Raw genomic sequence first — 18,847 nt, 5'->3', positions numbered from 1 at the left:
CGGGCCGGGGATACGCACCGAGGGCCGGCACGTGAACACGCGCCGACCCCCAGTGACCGTTCCTTCGGTCATCGCACGAATTCGGCAGCTCCAGTGGCCAGATCGAGCAGCGGCGCCGGGGCGATGCCCAGCACCAGGGTGGCCAGCACACCGATCATCAGCGCGGCGGAGGTGAGCCCACCGGGCACGGTGACGGTCGGGGTGGACTCGCCCGGCTCGGAGAGCCACATCAGCACCACGACCCGCAGGTACGGGAACGCCAGCACCATGCTGGTCAGCACACCGGCGATCACCAGCCAGACCTGACCACCCTCCAGCGCCGGCGCGAAGATGGCGAACTTGCTGGTGAAGCCACTGGTCAGCGGGATACCGGCGAAGGCCAGCAGGATGAAGGTGAACAGCGCGGCGAAGAACGGCGACCGCCGGCCCAGCCCGGCCCAGCGGGACAGGTGGGTGGCCTCCCCGTCGGCATCCCGCACCAGGGTCACCACCGCGAACGCGGCCAGCACCGAGAAGCCGTACGCGACCAGGTAGAACATCGTGCCGGACAGCCCGTCGCGGCTCGGCGCCAGCACACCGACCAGCAGGTAGCCGGCGTTGGCGATCGAGGAGTACGCGAGCAGCCGCTTGATGTCGGTCTGGGTGACCGCGAGCACCGCACCGACCAGCATGGTCAGCACCGCCACCACGCCGAGGACCGGAGTGAAGTCCCAGTTGGCGTCGGCAAACGCGACGTGGAAGACGCGCAGCAGAGCACCGAACGCGGCGACCTTGGTGCAGGCGGCCATGAAGCCGGTGACCGGGGTCGGCGCACCCTGGTAGACGTCCGGGGTCCAGACGTGGAACGGTGCCGCCGCGGCCTTGAAGAGCAGGCCGATGGAGAGCAGCGCCATGCCGGCGAAGAGCAGCACCTGACTGGCCGGAGACTCGCTCACCGCCGCGTGGATGGTCGCGAAGTCGACGCCGGCCGGACGGCCCGGGATGCCGGCGGTGAAGCCGTAGATCAGGGCCAAGCCGAACAGGAAGAACGCCGAGGCGTACGCGCCGAGCAGAAAGTACTTCATCGCCGCCTCCTGGCTCAGCAGGCGGCGGCGACGGGCCAGCGCGCAGAGCAGGTAGAGCGGCAGGGAGAAGACTTCCAGCGCGATGAACATGGTCAGCAGGTCGTTCGCCGCCACGAAGATCAGCATGCCGCCGATCGCGAACGTGGTGAGCGGGTAGACCTCGGTGAGGCCGTTGCGCCCCTCGGCCTGCCGCCGGTCGTCGGCCGACTCGGGGGTCACCGCGGCCTGGGCGACGAACGCCCCACCCCGCTCGACCGAGCGGTCACCGATCAGCAGCAGCGCCATCGCGGCCAGCACCAGAATCGCGCCCTGGAGGAACAGCGCCGGCCCGTCCACCGCGAGGGCCCCGCCGGCGGTGATGATCCGCTCGTCGGCGTTGAGGACCACCATGGTCAGCGCCGCGAGCACCGCCAGCAGCGCCAGCGTCAGCTGCACCACATGGCGCGAGCGCCGGGGCACGAGGGCCTCGACCAGCACGCCGAGCAGGGCGGTGCTCAGCATGATCAGGATCGGAGAGAGCGCCGCGTAGTCGATCGACGGCAGTTTCAACTCGGTCACTTTGCTGCCTCCTGGACGGTGCCCACCGACGGGGCCGGGTCGGTCCTGCCGATGTCGTCCATGGTCGCCTGCACGGCCGGGTTGATCACGTCAGTGACCGGCTTGGGAAAGAAGCCGAGCAGCACGATCAGTGCGATAAGTGGGGCGACCACGACCTTCTCGCGCAGGTTGAGGTCCCGACGCATGCCGTCGACCTCGGTGAGCGCAGGGTTGAGCGTGCCCTGGGTGGTGCGCTGAATCATCCACAGCACGTACGCGGCGGCCAGGATGATGCCGAGCGTGGCGATGATCGCGACCGGCTTGTTCACCGTGAAGGTGCCGATCAGCACCAGGAACTCGGAGATGAACGGTGCCGTACCGGGCAGCGCGAGAGAGGCGAGACCGGCGAAGAAGAACACCCCGGCGAGCACCGGGACCAGCTTGCCGGCACCACCGAAGTCACTGATCAGCGACGAGCCGCGCCGGGAGATCAGCATGCCCACCAAAAGGAAGAGCAGACCGGTGGCCAGCCCGTGGTTGAGCATGTAGAGCACCGCGCCGGTGCCGGCCTGGGTCGTGAAGGCGAAGATGCCCACCCCGATGAAGCCGAAGTGCGCGATCGAGGTGTACGACACCAGCCGCTTGAGGTCGTTCTGGCCGACCGCCAGCAGCGCGGCGTAGACGATGCCGATCACGCCCAGCGCCAGCGCCCACGGGGCGAACCACTTCGACGCCTCAGGGAACAGCGGCAGGCAGTAGCGCAGGATGCCGAACGTGCCGACCTTGTCCAGCACACCGACCAGCAGCGCCGCAGCGCCTGCCGGGGCCGCGCCACCGGCGTCGGGCAGCCAGGTGTGGAACGGGAAGAACGGCGCCTTGATGGCGAACGCGAGGAAGAAGCCGAGGAACAGCCAACGCTCGGTGCCGGTGCTGATGTCGACCTGCGACAGCGCCTGCCAGTCGAAGGTCTTCCCGCCGACCACCCACAGGCCGATCACCGCGGCCAGCATGAACAGACCGCCGACGAGCGAGTAGAGGAAGAACTTCACCGCCGCGTACTGCCGCTGGTGGCCGCCGTAGCTGCCGATGAGGAAGTACATCGGAACCAGCATGACCTCGAAGAACACGTAGAACAGGAAGACGTCGGCGGCCGCGAAGACGCCGATCATCGTGCACTCGAGGACCAGCAGCAGCGCGAAGTAGACGGGCACCGACCGCTTCGAGGACTCGGCGTCGTGCCACGACGCCAGGATCACCAGCGGCACCAGCACCGCGATCAGCATCAGCATCACCAGCGCGATGCCGTCGGCGGCGAAGGTGAAGCTCACACCCCAGTTCGGGATCCACGAGTATGACTCGCGGAACTGGAACCGGTCACCGCCAGCGTTGAAGCTGACCCACATCACCACCGAGAGCACCAGCACGAGCAGCGACCAGGCGAACGCCACCTGCTTGGCCAGCTCCGGCCGGTGGCGCGGCAGGAAGGCCACCACCAGGGCGCCCACCAGTGGTGCCACGGTGAGCACCGAGAGGAACGGGAAGTTGGACATTATGCGGCCTTACCTCCGTCGTGGATGCGTGGTCCGCCGGCGGGGGCGGCCGGGAAGAGGTCGATCACGCCAACCACCCCGCCTGCACCGCCAGGAACGCCGCCATCACCAGCAGCGCACCGGCCAGGATCGAGGTGGCGTACGAGCGGACGAAGCCGGTCTGCATCCGTCGGAGCCGACCCGAACCACCGCCGACAGCGGCGGCGAGCCCGTTGACAAGCCCGTCGATGCCCCGGTTGTCGAGGTACACCAGCGCCCGGGTGAGGAAGATGCCCGGCTTCTCGAAGACCGCCTCGTTGACCGCGTCCGCGTAGAGGTTGCGTCGGGCGGCGGTGACCAGCACCCCGGCCGGCTGCGGCGCGGTGGCCGTGCCGGCCCGGAACAGGAACCAGGCCAGCCCCGCGCCGAGCACGGTGACCAACAGCGACAGCGTGGTGATCACGGCGTGCGAGAGGACCGCCTCGTGCTCCGCGTGCTCGATGTCCAGCCCGGCGGTCGCCGTCAGCCAGTCCGGCACGGAGGTGGACAGCAGGAAGCCGGCACCGACCGAGCCGACCGCCAGCAGGATCAGCGGGATGGTCATCAGCTTCGGCGACTCGTGCGGGTGCTCGATGTCCTCGGTCCACCGCTTCGGGCCGTGGAACGTGAGCACGAAGAGCCGGGTCATGTAGAACGCGGTCAGCCCGGCGCCGAGCAGCGCCGCCCCGCCGAAGAGCCAGGCGGTCCAGTCCTCCCGCTCGAAGGCGGCCACGATGATGGGCTCCTTGGAGAAGAAGCCGGAGAACGGGAACATGCCGATGATGGCCAGCCAACCCATCATGAAGGTCAGCCAAGTGATCTTCATGTACTTCGAGAGGCCACCGAAGCGGCGGATGTCGACCTGGTCCTTCATCCCGTGCATCACCGAGCCGGCACCCAGGAACATGTTGGCCTTGAAGAAGCCGTGCGCCAGCAGGTGCACGATGGCCAGCGCGTACGCCCCACCACCGAGACCGACGCCGAGGAACATGTAACCGATCTGGCTCACCGTCGACCAGGCGAGCACCCGCTTGATGTCGTCCTTGGCCGCACCGATGATGCAGCCCATCAGCAGGGTGAGCGCGCCGACGCTGACCACCACGAGCTGGAGCGTCGAGTTGGCGGAGAAGATCGGGTTGGAGCGGGCGATCAGGAAGACGCCCGCGGTGACCATGGTGGCCGCGTGGATGAGCGCCGACACCGGAGTGGGGCCCTCCATCGCGTCCGGCAACCACGCCTGCAGCGGGAACTGGCCGGACTTACCGGCAGCGCCGAGCAGCAGCAACAGGCCGAGGATCAGCACGGTCGCACCGGTCAGCGCACCGACACCGTTGAACACCTCGTCGTACTGGGTGGTGCCCAGGGTCGCGAACATGATGAAGATCGCGATGGCCAGGCCGGCGTCGCCGACCCGGTTCATCAGGAACGCCTTCTTGCCGGCGGTGGCCGCGCTCGGCCGCTCGGTCCAGAAGGAGATCAGCAGGTACGACGCCAGACCGACGCCCTCCCAGCCGACGTAGAGCATCACGTAGTTGTTGCCGAGCACCAGCAGCAGCATGGCCGCGACGAACAGGTTGAAGTACGCGAAGAACCGGCGACGGCCCGCGTCATGCGCCATGTACTCCACCGCGTACAGGTGGATCAGGAAGCCCACCCCGGTGATCAGCAGCACGAAGACCGCGGCCAGCGGGTCGAACAGCAGGCCGAAGTCGACGCGCAGGTCACCGACCGCGATGAAGTCCCAGAGGCTCAGCTCGACCGACTTGTTTTCCAGGCCACGCAGCTGGAGGAAGTAGGTCAGGCCGAGCACGAACGCAGCACCGATGGCGGCGACGCCCAACCAGTGCCCCCACCGGTCGGCTCGCCGGCCGAGCAGCAGCAGGATGGCCGCGCTGAGCAGCGGGATCGCCACCAGCAGCCAGACGCCCCCGAGCAGCCCCGTGGCCTGGGCGTATTCCACAGTCTTCTCCACCGGTGGACCCCTCTAGTACTTGAGCAGGTTGGCGTCGTCGACACTCGCCGAGCGTCGCGTCCGGAAGATGGACATGATGATCGCGAGCCCGACCACGACCTCGGCCGCCGCCACCACCATCACGAAGAACGCCATGATCTGACCGTTGAGGTCACCGTTGATCCGGCTGAAGGTGACCAGCGTCAGGTTGGCCGCGTTGAGCATCAGCTCCACGCACATGAACAGCACGAGCGCGTTGCGCCGGACCAACACCCCGGTGGCGCCGATGGTGAACAGCACCGCCGCGAGGACCAGGTAGTAGTTCGGCTCGACCGAGAAGAACGTTTCCATTACTTTTCCGTCCCCTTCAGCGAGGTCTCCTCGGCGGTCAGCTCGCGCTGCGGAAGGATCGCCGAGGTGCCGCGGTCGGTCAGGCGCCCGTCGGGCAACCGCGCCGGGGTGGCCACCGAGGAGGACGTCGCGAAGACGCCCGGACCCGGCTTCGGGCCGGGGTAGTTGCCCGGGGCGAAGCGAGCCCGCATGGTCGACGGCTGGTCGACCTTGTCCTGCTTACGCCGCTCGACGTGAGCCAGCACCATGGCACCGACCGCCGCGGTGATCAGCAGCGCCGAGGTCAGCTCGAACGCGAAGACGTACTTGGTGAACAGCAACCGGGCAATGCCCTGCACGTTGCCCTCCGCGTTGGCCTGCTCCAGGCCGACTGCGGTGGTCTTGTCCAGCGCCTGGTAGACGCCACTGCCGACCAGGCCGGCGAAGCCCAGGCCGAGCACGATCGCGGCGACGCGCTGGCCGCGCAGCGTCTCGATCAGCGAGTCCGTGGAGTCCCGACCGACCAGCATCAGCACGAAGAGGAAGATCATCATGATCGCGCCGGTGTAGACGATGATCTGCACCATGCCGATGAACGGACCGGCCTGGAGCACGTAGAACACGCCCAGACAGAGCATGGTCAGCACCAGCCAGAGCGCCGAGTGCACGGCGTTGCGCGCGGCCACCATCCCGATCCCGCCGATCAGCGCGAGCGGGGCGAGGATCCAGAAGGTGACCGCCTCGCCGACGGGTACCGAACCCGCCGCGGCGAGCACCGTAGACGTGGTCATGCTTGCTCTCCCTTGCCGGCCGCCACGCGCTGGGCGGCCTGCTCGGCGCCCGGGAACGTCACGCCGGGGTGCTCCTCGACCTGGTAGCGGCCGGGACCCATCGGGGACGCCTCCGCACCGGCGGACGTGCCCGGGTTGTCCAGCGCGCCGACGTAGTAGTCCTTCTCGCTGTCGCCCAGCCGCATCGGGTGCGGCGGCTGCTCCATGCCCTCGAGCAACGGCGCGAGCAACTGCTCCTTGGTGAAGATCAGGTCCTGCCGGTTGTCCCGGGCCAGCTCGTACTCGTTGCTCATGGTGAGCGACCGGGTCGGGCAGGCCTCGATGCACAACCCGCAGAAGATGCACCGGGCGTAGTTGATCTGGTAAGTGCTGGCGTACCGCTCACCCGGCGAGAAGCGCTGCTCGTCGGTGTTGTCGCCACCCTCGACGTAGATCGCGTCCGCCGGGCAGGCCCAGGCGCACAGCTCACACCCGATGCACTTCTCCAGGCCGTCCGGGTGCCGGTTGAGGATGTGCCGCCCGTGGTAGCGCGGCGCCGACACCGGCGGCTTGAACGGGTAGTCGGTGGTGACGACCTTCCTGAACATGTGCGAGAAGGTGACACCGAATCCCTTGAACGTTCCGGTGATCGCGCCCACGTCACACCTCCCTGGAGTCCGAGCCGGCGACGATGTTGGCCGGCTCCCGCTCGGCGACCACGCGCGTGATGCGCGGGCTCGGTGGTACCTGTAGATCCATCGGTGGCAGCGGGAAGCTCCCGTACGGCCGGCTGTCGACCTGTTCCTGCGCCGTCGGCTTGGGCTGCGGGCGGCGGCTGGGCCAGAGCAGCGTGCCGAGCAGCAGGATGCCGGCCGGGATGCCGACCGCGACCATCTTGCCGGTCGTGTCCCAGTCCTCGATGGAACGCAGGCCCGACAGGACCAGGATCCAGACCAGGCTGATCGGCAGCAGCACCTTCCAACCGAGACGCATGAACTGGTCGTAGCGCAGCCGGGGCAGCGTGCCGCGCAGCCACACGAAGACGAAGACCAGCGCGATCACCTTGCCGAAGAACCAGAGCATCGGCCACCAACCGGAGTTGGCGCCCTCCCAGATGGTGATCGGCCACGGCGCCCGCCAGCCACCGAGGAACAGCGTGGCGGTGACCGCGGACATGGTCACCATCGCGACGTACTCGCTGAGCATGAAGAGCGCGAACTTGAGCGAGCTGTACTCGGTCATGTAGCCGGCGACCAGCTCGGACTCGGCCTCGGGCAGGTCGAACGGCGCCCGGTTGGTCTCGCCCACGGTGGCGATGAAGAAGATGATGAAGCTCGGCAGCAGCAGGATCGCGTACCAGCCAGGGGCCGGGATCGTCTGCCCGAAGAGGCTCAGCTCGGTGCCGTGCCCCTGCTTCGCGACGATCCCGCTCGTGCTCATCGTCCCGGCGGTCATGAAGACCGCCACGATGCTCAGCCCCATCGCGACCTCGTAGGAGATCATCTGGGCGCTCGACCGCAGACCACCGAGCAGCGGGTACGTCGAGCCGGAGGCCCAGCCGCCCAGCACGATGCCGTAGACGCCCATCGAGGAGCAGGCCAGCAGCAGCAGTACCGCCACCGGCACGTCGGTGACCTGCAGCGGCGTCTGGTGGCCGGCGATGCTCACCATCGGGCCGAACGGCACCACCGACAGCGCGGTGACCGCGCAGATCACCGAGATGGTCGGGGCGAAGAAGAAGACGACCTTGTCGGCCGCCTTCGGCAGGATGTCCTCCTTGAAGGCCATCTTCAGACCGTCGGCGAGGGTCTGCAGCAGGCCGAACGGGCCGACCTGGTTGGGGCCGGGCCGCACCTGCATGTAGCCGACCACCCGCCGCTCGAACCAGACACCCAGCAGGGTGGCGAGCAGACCGAAGGCGAACGCGAAGACAATCTTGCCGAGAACCAGCCACCACGGATCCCGGCCGAAGTCGGCCAGCGTCGGATCCTGCGCCAGGTAGATCGGACTCACTGGTTACCCCCGGTGTTGAGGAGCGGACCCGGGAGACCGGTCTCGTCGGCCGCCACGCGCCCGGCCGGGATGGCCGTACTCGCTGCGGGGACGGAGATCCGGACGACCGTGCCGGACGTCGCCCCGAGGCTGCGTCGCACGGTCGAGCCGGGTGAGTTGGTCGGCAGCCAGACCACACCGTCCGGCATCTCGGTGAGCTCCGCCGGCAGGGTCAGTGCCCCCCGGTCGGTGCCGACCGTGACCGCGTCGCCGTCGGCGACACCGAGTGCCTCGGCGGTGCCCTTGCCCAGCCGGACCACCGGCGGGCGGGCGGTGCCGGCGAGGTGCTCGTCGCCGTCGGTCAGGGTGCCCAGGTCGACCAGCTGGTGCCAGGTGGCCAGCACGGCCTCCCCGTCACCCGGGTGCGGCACCCGGCCCGGCGCCACCGACGGCGGAGACGGCCGCTGGGTGCGGGTCGCCGGCAGCGTGCCCAGCTCGCGACGCACGCTCGGCACGTCCGCGGTGCCGAGCCGCACGTCGAGCAGCGCGGCCAGCGCGTCGAGCACCCGACCGTCGGTCATCGCGGCCGTGTTCAGCACCGCCTCGAACGGACGCAGCCGGCCCTCCCAGTCCAGGAAGCTGCCGGCCTTCTCGGCCACTGGGGCGATCGGCAGCACCACGTTCGCCCGCCGGGTCACCGCGCTGCTGCGCAGCTCCAGGCTGACCAGGAACGGCACCGCGTCCAGGGCGGACTCGGCCAGTCGCGGGTCAGCCAGGTCGGACGGGTCGACACCGCCGACGACCAGCGCGCCGAGCTGGCCGTTGGCCGCGGCGGCGAGGATGCCGTCGGTGTCCCGACCGGCCTGGCTCGGGATCACCCCGGCCGGAATGTCCCACGCCTCACCCAGCTCGGCCCGTGCGGCCGGCTCGTTGACCAGCCGTCCACCGGGGAGCAGGTTGGGCAGACAGCCCGCGTCGACCGCGCCGCGGTCACCCGCGCGCCGCGGCACCCAGGCCAGCTTCGCACCGGTACGCCGAGCCACCTCCGCCGCGGCGGAAAGCCCGCCCGGCACCGTGGCCAACCGCTCGCCGACGATCAGGATCGCGCCCGGTGCGCTCAGCGCCTCGGTGACCGTGGCGTGCTCGGCGAGCACGCTGGCCTCCTCGCCCGGCACCACCCGGGCCAGCTTGGCACCGAGCTTCTCCAGGCCGCGGGTGGCGAACGGCGCCAGCGCGTACACCGTCAGGGTCTTCTTCAGGTACGCCTTGCGCAGCCGCAGGAAGAGGATCGGGCACTCCTCCTCCGGCTCCAGGCCGACCAGCACGACCGCGGGCGCGTTCTCCACGTCGGTGTAGGTGACGTCGGTGACCCCGGCGACCGAGCTGGCCAGGAAGTCGGCCTCCTCGCGGGAGACCGGCCGGGCCCGGAAGTCGATGTCGTTGGTGTTCAACGCGACCCGGGCGAACTTCGCGTACGCGTACGCGTCCTCGACGGTCAGCCGACCGCCGGTGAGCACCGCCGTGCCCTGCCCGCTCTCCCGAGCCGTGTGCAGCCCCTCGGCGGCCACGGTGAGCGCCTCGCTCCAGGACGCCTCGCGCAGCTCACCGGTGTGCTCGTCGCGCACCAGCGGGGTGGTCAGCCGGTCGGTGGCCCGGGTGTACTGGAAGCCCCACCGACCCTTGTCACAGTTCCACTCCTCGTTCACCGCCGGCTCGTCGCCGGCCAGCCGGCGCAGCACCTTGCCGCGCCGCCAGTCGGTGCGCTGCCCACAGCCGGCCGAGCAGTGCTCGCAGACACTCGGGCTGGAGACCAGGTCGAACGGGCGGGCCCGGAAGCGGTACTGGGCACCGGTCAGCGCACCCACCGGGCAGATCTGCACGGTGTTGCCAGAGAAGTAGGAGTTGAACGGGACGTCCCCGGCGTCGCCCTCTTCGCCGTACGCGTCGTCCCGGTAGATGTTGATTTCCTCGGCGGACGACCGGCCCATCAGGTCGATGAACTTGTCGCCGGCGATCTCATCGGAGAACCGGGTGCACCGCTGGCAGAGCACGCAGCGCTCGCGGTCCAGCAGCACCTGGCTGCTGATCGCCATCGGCTTCTCGTACTCCCGCTTGTGCTCGTGGAAGCGCGAGTCGGTGCGGCCGGTGGACATCGCCTGGTTCTGCAGCGGGCACTCGCCGCCCTTGTCACACATCGGGCAGTCCAGCGGGTGGTTGAGCAGCAGCAGCTCCATCACCCCCTCCTGCGCCTTCTTGGCCACCGGGGAGGTGATCTGGGTACGCACGACCATGCCGTCGGCGACCGTCTGGGTGCAGGAGGCGACCGGCTTACGCTGGCCCTCCACCTCGACCAGGCACTGCCGGCACGCTCCGGCCGGGGCCAGTAGCGGGTGGTCGCAGAACCGGGGGATCTCGGTGCCCATCTGCTCGGCGGCCCGGATCAGCAGCGTCCCCTTGGGGGCGGTGACCTCGACGCCGTCGATGGTGAGCGTGACAGTCTCGGTCTGCTTGGCTACGTCCGTCATTAGTGGGCTCCCACCAGCTGCTTGTCCGACAGCTTCGGCGCGGTACGTCCCTCGATGTAGTCGAGGTAGTCCTGCTTGAAGTACTTCAGCGACGAGGTCACCGAGCTGGTCGCGCCGTCACCCAGGCCACAGAACGAGCGGCCGAGGATGTTGTCGCAGGTGTCCAGCAGGGTGTCCAGGTCCTCGTGGGTGCCCTGACCGGCGAGGATCCGCCGATAGACCCGGACCATCCAGTAGTTGCCCTCGCGGCACGGGGTGCACTTGCCGCACGACTCGTGGTGGTAGAACTCCAGCCACCGGTACGTCGCGTAGACCGGGCAGTCCTGGTCCGAGAAGATCTGCGTGGCCGTGGTGCCGAGGATCGAGCCGGCCGCTGCCACTCCCTCGAAGTCCAGTGGCACGTCCAGGTGCTCGGCGGCGAGCAACGGCGTGGACGAACCGCCCGGGGTCCAGAACCGCAGGTTGTGCCCGGGCTGCATCCCACCGGCCAGCTCCAGCAGCTCGCGCAGCGTGACGCCCATCGAGCACTCGTACTGGCCCGGGTTGACGATCCGGCCGGACAGCGAGTAGATCATCGGCCCGGAGGACTTCTCGGTGCCCATGGTCTTCCACCAGTCGGCCCCACCGAGCACGATCGGCGGCACGCTGGCGATGGTGCCGACGTTGTTCACCACGGTCGGGCTCGCATACAGGCCGTGGGTGGCCGGGAACGGCGGGCGCAGCCGGGGCTGACCCCGGAACCCCTCCAGCGAGTCCAGCAGCGCCGTCTCCTCGCCGCAGATGTACGCCCCGGCGCCGGAGTGCACCACCAACTCCAGGTCGTAGCCGCTGCGCAGGATGTTCCGGCCGAGGTATCCCTTGTCGTACGCCTCCTGGACGGCGTTGCGCAGCCGGCGCGCGGCGTGCACCGCCTCGCCGCGGATGTAGATGTAGGCGCGGTTGGCCCGGATCGCGTACGACGAGATGATCACGCCCTCGACCAGCGCGTGCGGGTCGTGGGTCATCAGCGGCAGGTCCTTGCAGGTGCCCGGCTCGCCTTCGTCGGCGTTGACCACCAGGTAGTGCGGCTTCCCATCGCCCTGCGGGATGAAGCCCCACTTGAGGCCGGTGGGGAAGCCGGCGCCGCCCCGGCCACGCAGCCCCGAGTCCTTGATCAGCTGGATCAGGTCGTCCGGGTGGGCCTTGAGCGCCTTGCGCAGCGCGGCATAGCCGTCCAACTGCTCGTACGTGCCGATGCGCCAGGCGTCCGGCGACAGCCAGCGCTTGGTCAGCACCGGCGTCAGCTTGGCCAGCGTCTCCGGGCGGGGAGTGGTCACTTCTGGGCCCCCGTTTCGCTCGCGGCGGCGGAGTTCGCGCCACCGGCGCTCGCCGACGCTTCGTTGAGGTTGCGCTCCTGCGGGCCGGTGGAGTCACCGGCGGGCTTGCCGTCGCTGGCGGGCTCGTTGGTCGCCACGCCGGCGACCTCCGCCTTCTGCGCGTCACGCGGGGCCGGCGGCGAGGTCTCCGCTGGCACCTCGGCGGAGGCGCCGTCGCCACCCTTCACCGGGCTGGCCGGCTTGGCCGGCTCGGCGGCAGGCTTCGCGGGGGCCTCGGCGGCCTTCGCCTTCGCGGCTGCCGTGTCCGCCTCCGCCTTGCTGCGGATCGGGGTGTTCGGGTCGAAGCCGGGCACCGAGACACCGTGCTGCTGCGCCAGTCTCAGCCCGCGCAGGGTGGGCTCGCCCGGCCCACCGTCGGCGACCGCGCCGTCGCGTTCGTCGGCGAAACCGGCGAGCTGCACGGCCATTTCCTTGAGCGTGCAGAGTCGGGCACCGCGGGTCGGCATCGGCCGCGAGCCTGCCCGCAGCTCGTCGACCACGCCGACGGCGGTGGACGGGTCCACGCCGTCGAAGAAGTCGTAGTTGACCGTCATCACCGGGCCGTAGTCACACGCCGCCAGGCACTCGGCGTGCTCCAGGGTGATCGTGCCGTCGGCGGTCGTCTCGTCGTGCCCGACGCCCAGGTGCTCGGAGAGGGTGTCGTAGACCTCCTGGCCACCGAGCACATTGCACATGGTGTTGGTGCAGACGCTGACCAGGAAGTCACCGGTCGGCTTGCGCTTGTACATCGTGTAGAAGGTGGCCACCGCGCCGACCTGGGCCTTGTTCAGCCCCAGCACCTCGGCGCAGAACGTGACCCCGGCCGGAGAAACGTAACCCTCTTCGGCCTGCACCAGGTGCAGCAGCGGCAGCAACGCCGAGCGGGACCGGTCCGCCGGGTAACGGGCGATGATCTCGCGCGCCCGCTCCCGGGTCTCTTCAGTGAAAGTCGTCATCGGTCACAACCACCCATCACGGGGTCCAACGAGGCACCGCCGGCGATCACGTCGGCGATCAGGCCACCCTCGGCCATCGCCGGGAGAGCCTGGAGGTTGACGAAGCTCGGCTCCCGGTAGTGCACCCGGTACGGGCGGGTGCCGCCGTCGGAGACCGCGTGTACGCCCAACTCGCCGCGGGGCGCCTCGATGCCGACGTACACCTGGCCGGGCGGAACCCGGAAGCCCTCGGTCACCAGCTTGAAGTGGTGGATCAGCGACTCCATCGACTGACCCATGATCTTCGCGACGTGCTCCAGCGAGTTGCCCAGGCCGTCCACGCCGATGGCCAACTGCGCCGGCCAGGCGATCTTGCGATCGGCGACCATCACCGGGCCCGGACGGAGCCGGTCCAGCGCCTGCTCGACCAGCTTCATCGACTCCCGCATCTCGGCGAGCCGGACCTGGTAGCGGCCCCACACGTCACCGTCGGGGTGGGTCGGCACGTCGAACTCGTACGTCTCGTAACCGCAGTACGGCATGGTCTTGCGCAGGTCCCAGGCGAGGCCGGCGGAACGCAGCACCGGCCCGGTGATGCCGAGCGCCACGCAGCCGGTCACGTCCAGCACGGCGACGTTCTTCGTCCGCTCGATCCAGATCGGCTGACCGGAGAGGAGGTCCTCGTACTCCTTGAGCTTCTTCGGCATCATCTTGAGGAACTCGCGGATCTTGACGATTGCCTCGTCCGGCACGTCCTGCGCCACACCGCCCGGCCGGACGTACGCGTGGTTCATCCGCAGACCGGTGATGGTCTCGAAGATGTCGAGGATGTACTCCCGCTCGCGGAAGCCGTACAGCATGATCGAGATCGCGCCCAGCTCCATGCCGGTGGTGGCCAGCCAGACCAGGTGCGACGAGATCCGGTTGAGCTCCATCATCAGCACGCGGATGGTGGTGGCCCGCTCGGTGATGTCGTCGGTGATGCCGAGCAGCTTCTCGACCGCCAGCGCGTACGCCGTCTCGTTGAAGATCGGGGCGAGGTAGTCCATCCGGGTCACGAACGTCGAGCCCTGGACCCAGTTACGGTATTCGAGGCTCTTCTCGATGCCGGTGTGCAGGTAGCCGACGACGGAGCGGACCTCGCGGACCGTCTCGCCCTCCAGCTCCAGGATCAGCCGCAACACCCCGTGCGTGGACGGGTGCTGCGGACCCATGTTGACCACGATCCGCTCGTCGTTGATCGGGTCGGTGCCCGAGACGATCGTGTCCCAGTCCCCACCGGTGACGGTGAAGACCCGACCCTCGGTGGTCTCGCGTTCGGTCGCGTAGTTCGACGTGGTCACTGGTATGACCTCCTCCGGTCCGGCGGCGGGATCTCGGCGCCCTTGTACTCGACCGCCACGCCACCGAGCGGGTAGTCCTTGCGCTGCGGGTGGCCCTCCCAGTCGTCCGGCATGAGGATCCGGGTCAGGTTGGGATGGCCGTCGAAGACGATGCCGAACATGTCGTACGCCTCACGCTCCTGCCAGTCCGCGGTCGGGTAGATCGCGGTCACGCTGGGCAGGTGCGGGGCCTCGACGGAGACCGCAGCCTCCAGCCGGACCCGCCGCCGGTACGTCATCGAGGTGAGCAGGTAGATCACGTGCAGCCGGCGCTCGTCGGCGCCCAGGTAGTCCGCACCGGACACCGAGGAGCACAGCTCGAACCGCAGCGCCAGGTCGTCCCGCATCACCTGGCAGACCTCGGCGATTCGCTCCGGGCGGACGTGCAGGGTCAGCTCGCCCCGGTCGACAACGACCTTCTCGATCGCGTCACCGAAGGCCGGGTACGCCTCCTCCAACGCGTCGCGGACCTCGTCGAAGTAGCCCCCGTACGGCCGGGGCGCCTCCTCGATGGGCTGGCGCTGGCGGACCAGACCGCCGTAGCCGGACACGTCGCCGGTGCCGTGGTTGCCGAACATTCCGCGTCCAGCCGGGCTGGCGGGTGGCAACTCGGCGGGGGCACCACTGGAGGCGCCGGCCGGCACCACCGGCACCGGTACGCCGCCGTCGTTGGGCTTGTCGCTCATTTGGGGCCTGCCTGCGGGTGGAGGTGGTTCTGAGCGTTCATCCAGTTCTCGATCCGCAGCTGCTCCTCGCGGCCCTCGCGGACCGCCCGGGTCCACTCGGCACGCCGGGCCTTGTCGCTGCGGTACGAGGAGGGCATGGAGCCGTAGGGCACGACCGGAACATCGCCGCGCGCCTGACGGGCAGCCAGCATCTTGCGGCCGTTCGGGCCCAGCGGCTCGTACATGATCTTCTCGCGGAGCTTGAGGATCGCGTCGATGAGCATCTCCGGCCGGGGTGGGCAGCCGGGCAGGTACATGTCGACCGGCACCACGTGGTCGACTCCCTGCACGATCGCGTAGTTGTTGAACATGCCGCCGCTGCTGGCGCAGACGCCCATCGAGAGCACCCAGCGGGGCTCGGCCATCTGGTCGTAGATCTGGCGCAGCACGGGGGCCATCTTCTGACTCACCCGGCCAGCCACGATCATCAGGTCAGCCTGCCGGGGCGAGGCCCGGAAGACCTCCATGCCCCAGCGGCCCATGTCGTAGTGCGGACCACCGGCGGCCATCATCTCGATGGCGCAGCAGGCCAGGCCGAAGGTCGCGCCCCACACGGACGACTTCCGAGACCAGTTGACCAGCTTCTCCACCGAGGTGAGCAGGACGCCGGCGGGAAGCTTCTCCTCGATGCCCATCTGACGTTCCTTCCTCAGTCCCAGTCCAGGCCGCCGCGCCGCCAGACGTAGGCGTACGCAACGAAGACCGCGACGATGAACAGGACCATCTCCACGAAGCCGAAGATCGGCAGGGCGTCGAACGAGACCGCCCAGGGGTAGAGGAAGATGATCTCGATGTCGAAGACGATGAAGAGCATCGCCGTCAGGTAGAACTTGATCGGGAACCGGCCGCCGCCGACCGGCTGCGGGCTGGGCTCGATGCCGCACTCGTAAGCCTCGAGTTTGGCCTTGTTGTAGCGACGGGGACCGGTGAAACGGGCGGCGCCAACGGAAAACAGCGAGAACGCCGCGGCGAGGGCGAACAGCCCGATGATCGGTGCGTAAGGCGAGAGCGACATCGTTTTCTCCTGCTCGTCCTTCCCTGCCCTCGGTGCTTGACAAAAATCACACTATTCACGTCCCTCGCAGGGGCAGCCGGCGGGGGTCGATCTTTGTCGGCGTAGGGGCTCTGACCAGCCAAAACGCCAGTCACCTATACGGCTGGTGCTGCTTTCGTCATCGCGTTGATGACCCGGTCCATCGCATCTCCGCCGCGCGGATCGGTCAGGTTGGCCAACAGCTTGAGCACGAAACGCATCAGCGTCGGGTGCGGCATGCCGTGCTTGGTGGCAATCCGCATGATCTCCGGGCGGCCGATCAGCTTCACGAAGATGCCACCCAGCCGGTAGTAGCCGCCGAGCCGAGCCTTCAGCTCGTTCGGGTACGCCATCAACGCCCGCTCGCGCTCCGGACCGGCCGGCCGGGCGAGAGCCTGAACGGCGACCTCCGCGGCCAGTTCGCCGGACTCCATCGCGTACGCGATGCCCTCGCCGTTGAACGGGTTGACCATGCCGCCCGAGTCGCCGACCAGCATGACGCCGCGGGTGTAGTGGGGCACCCGGTTGAAGCCCATCGGCAGCGCCGCACCCAGAATCGGGCCGTCGGCGTTGGTCTCGTCGGTCATCCCCCAGTCTTCCGGGGTGTTGGCGAGCCAGTCGGTGAGCAGCCGGCGGTAGTTGGTCTTACCGAACGCGGAGGACGAGTTGAGGACGCCGAGGCCGACGTTGACCCGCCCGTCACCGAGGCCGAAGATCCAGCCGTACCCGGGCAACAGGTTGTCGCCGCTGTCCTTGCTGCGCAGCTCCAGCCAGGACTCCAGGTAGTTGTCCTCGTGCTTGGCTGGCGAGCGGTAGTAGCGGCGGACGGCCACGCCGATCGGCCGGTCCTCCCGCTTGGCCAGCCCGAGCGCGAGCGGGAACCGGCCGGAAACCCCGTCCGCCGCAACGACCAGCGGGGCGTGGAAGGTGGCGGGCTCCTTGCCCGGGCCGACCTCCGCCTCGACACCGGTGACCCGGCCGTCACCGTCGAGCACCGGGCCCAGCACGTTGACGCTGGTCCGCAGCTTGGCACCGGCGGCCACCGCCCGCTGGGCGAGCAGGTCGTCGAAGTCCAGTCGCGTTCGCACCAGGCCGTAGTTGGGGAAGCTGGCGAGCTCCGGCCAGTCCAGTTCGAGGCGCACCCCGCCGCCGATGACCCGCAGGCCGCGGTTGTGCAGCCAGCCCGCCTCGGGCGAGGTGTCCACACCCATCCGGATGAGCTGGCGAACCGCGCGCGGGGTCAACCCGTCGCCGCAGACCTTCTCCCGTGGGAACTCGGTCTTCTCCAACAACAGCACCCGTACGCCGTGCCGGGCCAGGTGGTACGCAGTCGCTGATCCACCGGGACCGGCGCCCACGACAATGACGTCGGCGTCATGTTCTACCGCGGTCATTCGCGCCTCCTCCCGCACGCTCGTGAAATGCTTCACAAGCCAGACGGGACGAGTGTATGACCGGTGTCATACCTGCCCAGGCTCAGGGGTGCCTAACTCGCTGATGTGACAGCAAGGGACCGTCCTCAGCGGTCAGGTGTCAGGCCGGGCTAGGGGCGTCCAGGCCCGCGTCGACCCGGATGGCCTCCGGCAGATGCTCGCGCAGCGCACCACCCGCCGCCCGATCCAGCGCCGCCAACACCTCGGCGACCACCTGCCGGACCTCCACCGGATCAGCTCCGGCCAACGCGCGCAACTGCGCGACGAGTTCGGCCGCGTCGTCGTCGGTGGCGGCCACCGGGTCCGCACGGTCTGGTCGGGTCATGCGAACGAGCGTACGGGGCAAAGTGGACTAAAGGCCGATATTCACGAAATTTGAATAATGTCCGTGGCGTCCCCGCGCAACACCGGCCACTGCTACTCGCGGATTCCCCGGTGCAGCGCGACCACGCCACCGGTCAGGTTCCGCCACGCCACTCGTCCCCACCCGGCTGCGGCGACCCGACCGGCCAGCGCGGCCTGCGCCGGCCACACCCGGATCGACTCGGCGAGATAGACGTACGCATCGGGGTTGCTCGACACCGTGCGGGCGACCGCCGGCAGCGACCGCATCAGGTACGACAGGTAGACCGTCCGGAACGCCGGGTTGACCGGGGTGCTGAACTCGCAGACCACAAGCCGGCCGCCTGGCCGGGTCACCCGGGCCAACTCCCGCAGGGCCGCGTCGGTGTCGTTGACGTTGCGCAACGCGAAGGAGATGGTCACCGCGTCGAAGCTCGCGTCGGCGAACGGCAGGCGCAGTGCGTCTCCCGCCAGCAGCGGCACCTCGGGACGGACCCGCTTGCCGGCGTACAGCATGCCCAGCGACAGGTCGGCCCCGACCGCGTACGCCCCGGACTGCGCCAACTCCCGCGTCGAGACTCCGGTGCCCGCGCCCACGTCCAGCACCCGCTCACCAGGCCGCAGCCCGAGCGCCGCGCGAGTGGCCCGACGCCAGGAGCGGTCCTGGCCGAAGGAGAGCACCGTGTTGGTCAGGTCGTAACGCTCCGCCACGCCGTCGAACATCGCGGCGACCTCGTGCGGCTGCTTGTCCAGACTGGCGCGCTGGCCCTGCGGGGTACGGCTCACCCCTCCACTCTGCCAGCCGCCCTCCGGCCGACCCTCAGTGGGTCGTGCGGCACCCAAGCCGTACGCGAAAGGGCGGGGTGGTCGCCCACCCCGCCCTCGCGTCGTGCCAGCGTCACGGT

The 18,847-nt window shown here is 69.2% G+C and carries 17 protein-coding genes; all 17 read right to left on the bottom strand.

Annotated features, from left to right (window positions below):
* Positions 1-68 precede the first annotated feature (68 nt).
* The 17 genes from nuoN to OG811_RS12515 all read right to left on the bottom strand — a co-directional run bounded on the left by nuoN (position 69) and on the right by OG811_RS12515 (position 18,728).
* Positions 69-1,622 carry an NADH-quinone oxidoreductase subunit NuoN gene (gene nuoN, locus OG811_RS12595; protein ID WP_406074345.1) on the bottom strand — a complete coding sequence of 518 codons (1,554 nt, stop codon included), beginning with the start codon at positions 1,620-1,622 and terminating at the stop codon, positions 69-71.
* The gene (locus tag OG811_RS12590; protein WP_406074343.1) at positions 1,619-3,151 is read right to left on the bottom strand and encodes an NADH-quinone oxidoreductase subunit M; all 1,533 of its coding nucleotides are present in this window, start codon (positions 3,149-3,151) and stop codon (positions 1,619-1,621) included. Before OG811_RS12590 ends, nuoN begins: the two co-directional genes overlap by 4 nt.
* 64 nt (positions 3,152-3,215) lie before the next feature.
* Positions 3,216-5,141: an NADH-quinone oxidoreductase subunit L gene (gene nuoL / locus OG811_RS12585; RefSeq protein ID WP_406074342.1), complete on the bottom strand. Its 1,926-nt coding sequence runs from the start codon at positions 5,139-5,141 to the stop codon at positions 3,216-3,218.
* A 12-nt stretch (positions 5,142-5,153) separates the two neighbouring features.
* Positions 5,154-5,471, bottom strand: coding sequence for an NADH-quinone oxidoreductase subunit NuoK (nuoK, locus tag OG811_RS12580; RefSeq protein ID WP_272614882.1), 318 nt, complete (start codon positions 5,469-5,471; stop codon positions 5,154-5,156).
* Positions 5,471-6,241 carry an NADH-quinone oxidoreductase subunit J gene (locus OG811_RS12575; RefSeq protein WP_406074340.1) on the bottom strand — a complete coding sequence of 257 codons (771 nt, stop codon included), beginning with the start codon at positions 6,239-6,241 and terminating at the stop codon, positions 5,471-5,473. The genes nuoK and OG811_RS12575 overlap by 1 nt, the downstream gene beginning before the upstream one ends.
* The gene (gene nuoI / locus OG811_RS12570; RefSeq protein ID WP_406074338.1) at positions 6,238-6,879 is read right to left on the bottom strand and encodes an NADH-quinone oxidoreductase subunit NuoI; all 642 of its coding nucleotides are present in this window, start codon (positions 6,877-6,879) and stop codon (positions 6,238-6,240) included. The genes OG811_RS12575 and nuoI overlap by 4 nt, the downstream gene beginning before the upstream one ends.
* Before the next feature lies 1 nt (position 6,880).
* Positions 6,881-8,233: an NADH-quinone oxidoreductase subunit NuoH gene (gene nuoH / locus OG811_RS12565; RefSeq protein WP_406074337.1), complete on the bottom strand. Its 1,353-nt coding sequence runs from the start codon at positions 8,231-8,233 to the stop codon at positions 6,881-6,883.
* Complete coding sequence (locus tag OG811_RS12560; protein ID WP_406074336.1) at positions 8,230-10,737, bottom strand: NADH-quinone oxidoreductase subunit G; 2,508 nt, start codon at positions 10,735-10,737, stop codon at positions 8,230-8,232. Before OG811_RS12560 ends, nuoH begins: the two co-directional genes overlap by 4 nt.
* Complete coding sequence (nuoF, locus tag OG811_RS12555; RefSeq protein ID WP_406074334.1) at positions 10,737-12,053, bottom strand: NADH-quinone oxidoreductase subunit NuoF; 1,317 nt, start codon at positions 12,051-12,053, stop codon at positions 10,737-10,739. The genes OG811_RS12560 and nuoF overlap by 1 nt, the downstream gene beginning before the upstream one ends.
* Entirely contained in the window at positions 12,050-13,048 is a 999-nt protein-coding gene (gene nuoE, locus OG811_RS12550) for an NADH-quinone oxidoreductase subunit NuoE (protein WP_406074333.1), read from the bottom strand. The genes nuoF and nuoE overlap by 4 nt, the downstream gene beginning before the upstream one ends.
* The gene (locus tag OG811_RS12545; protein ID WP_406074331.1) at positions 13,045-14,370 is read right to left on the bottom strand and encodes an NADH-quinone oxidoreductase subunit D; all 1,326 of its coding nucleotides are present in this window, start codon (positions 14,368-14,370) and stop codon (positions 13,045-13,047) included. The genes nuoE and OG811_RS12545 overlap by 4 nt, the downstream gene beginning before the upstream one ends.
* Positions 14,367-15,095, bottom strand: a complete 729-nt coding sequence (locus OG811_RS12540) for an NADH-quinone oxidoreductase subunit C (RefSeq protein WP_406074329.1) — start codon at positions 15,093-15,095, stop codon at positions 14,367-14,369. The genes OG811_RS12545 and OG811_RS12540 overlap by 4 nt, the downstream gene beginning before the upstream one ends.
* Positions 15,092-15,769: a NuoB/complex I 20 kDa subunit family protein gene (locus OG811_RS12535; protein ID WP_406074327.1), complete on the bottom strand. Its 678-nt coding sequence runs from the start codon at positions 15,767-15,769 to the stop codon at positions 15,092-15,094. Before OG811_RS12535 ends, OG811_RS12540 begins: the two co-directional genes overlap by 4 nt.
* A 14-nt stretch (positions 15,770-15,783) precedes the next feature.
* On the bottom strand, positions 15,784-16,149 hold the full coding sequence (locus OG811_RS12530) for an NADH-quinone oxidoreductase subunit A (protein WP_203150078.1): 366 nt from the start codon (positions 16,147-16,149) through the stop codon (positions 15,784-15,786).
* Positions 16,150-16,283: 134 nt separating this feature from the next.
* Entirely contained in the window at positions 16,284-17,561 is a 1,278-nt protein-coding gene (locus OG811_RS12525) for a geranylgeranyl reductase family protein (protein ID WP_406074325.1), read from the bottom strand.
* A gap of 139 nt (positions 17,562-17,700) precedes the next feature.
* A complete protein-coding gene (locus OG811_RS12520) occupies positions 17,701-17,925 on the bottom strand; it encodes a hypothetical protein (RefSeq protein WP_406074323.1) in 225 nt (74 codons plus the stop codon).
* Between the two features lie 92 nt (positions 17,926-18,017).
* Positions 18,018-18,728: a demethylmenaquinone methyltransferase gene (locus OG811_RS12515; RefSeq protein ID WP_406074322.1), complete on the bottom strand. Its 711-nt coding sequence runs from the start codon at positions 18,726-18,728 to the stop codon at positions 18,018-18,020.
* Between the last annotated feature and the right edge of the window lie 119 nt (positions 18,729-18,847).

Origin of the sequence: Micromonospora sp. NBC_01638, from assembly GCF_045209745.1 — a bacterium.
GTDB lineage: Bacteria > Actinomycetota > Actinomycetes > Mycobacteriales > Micromonosporaceae > Micromonospora.
Note: the sequence above shows the minus strand (reverse complement) of the source record. Positions and strands in the feature narration are given on the sequence as shown.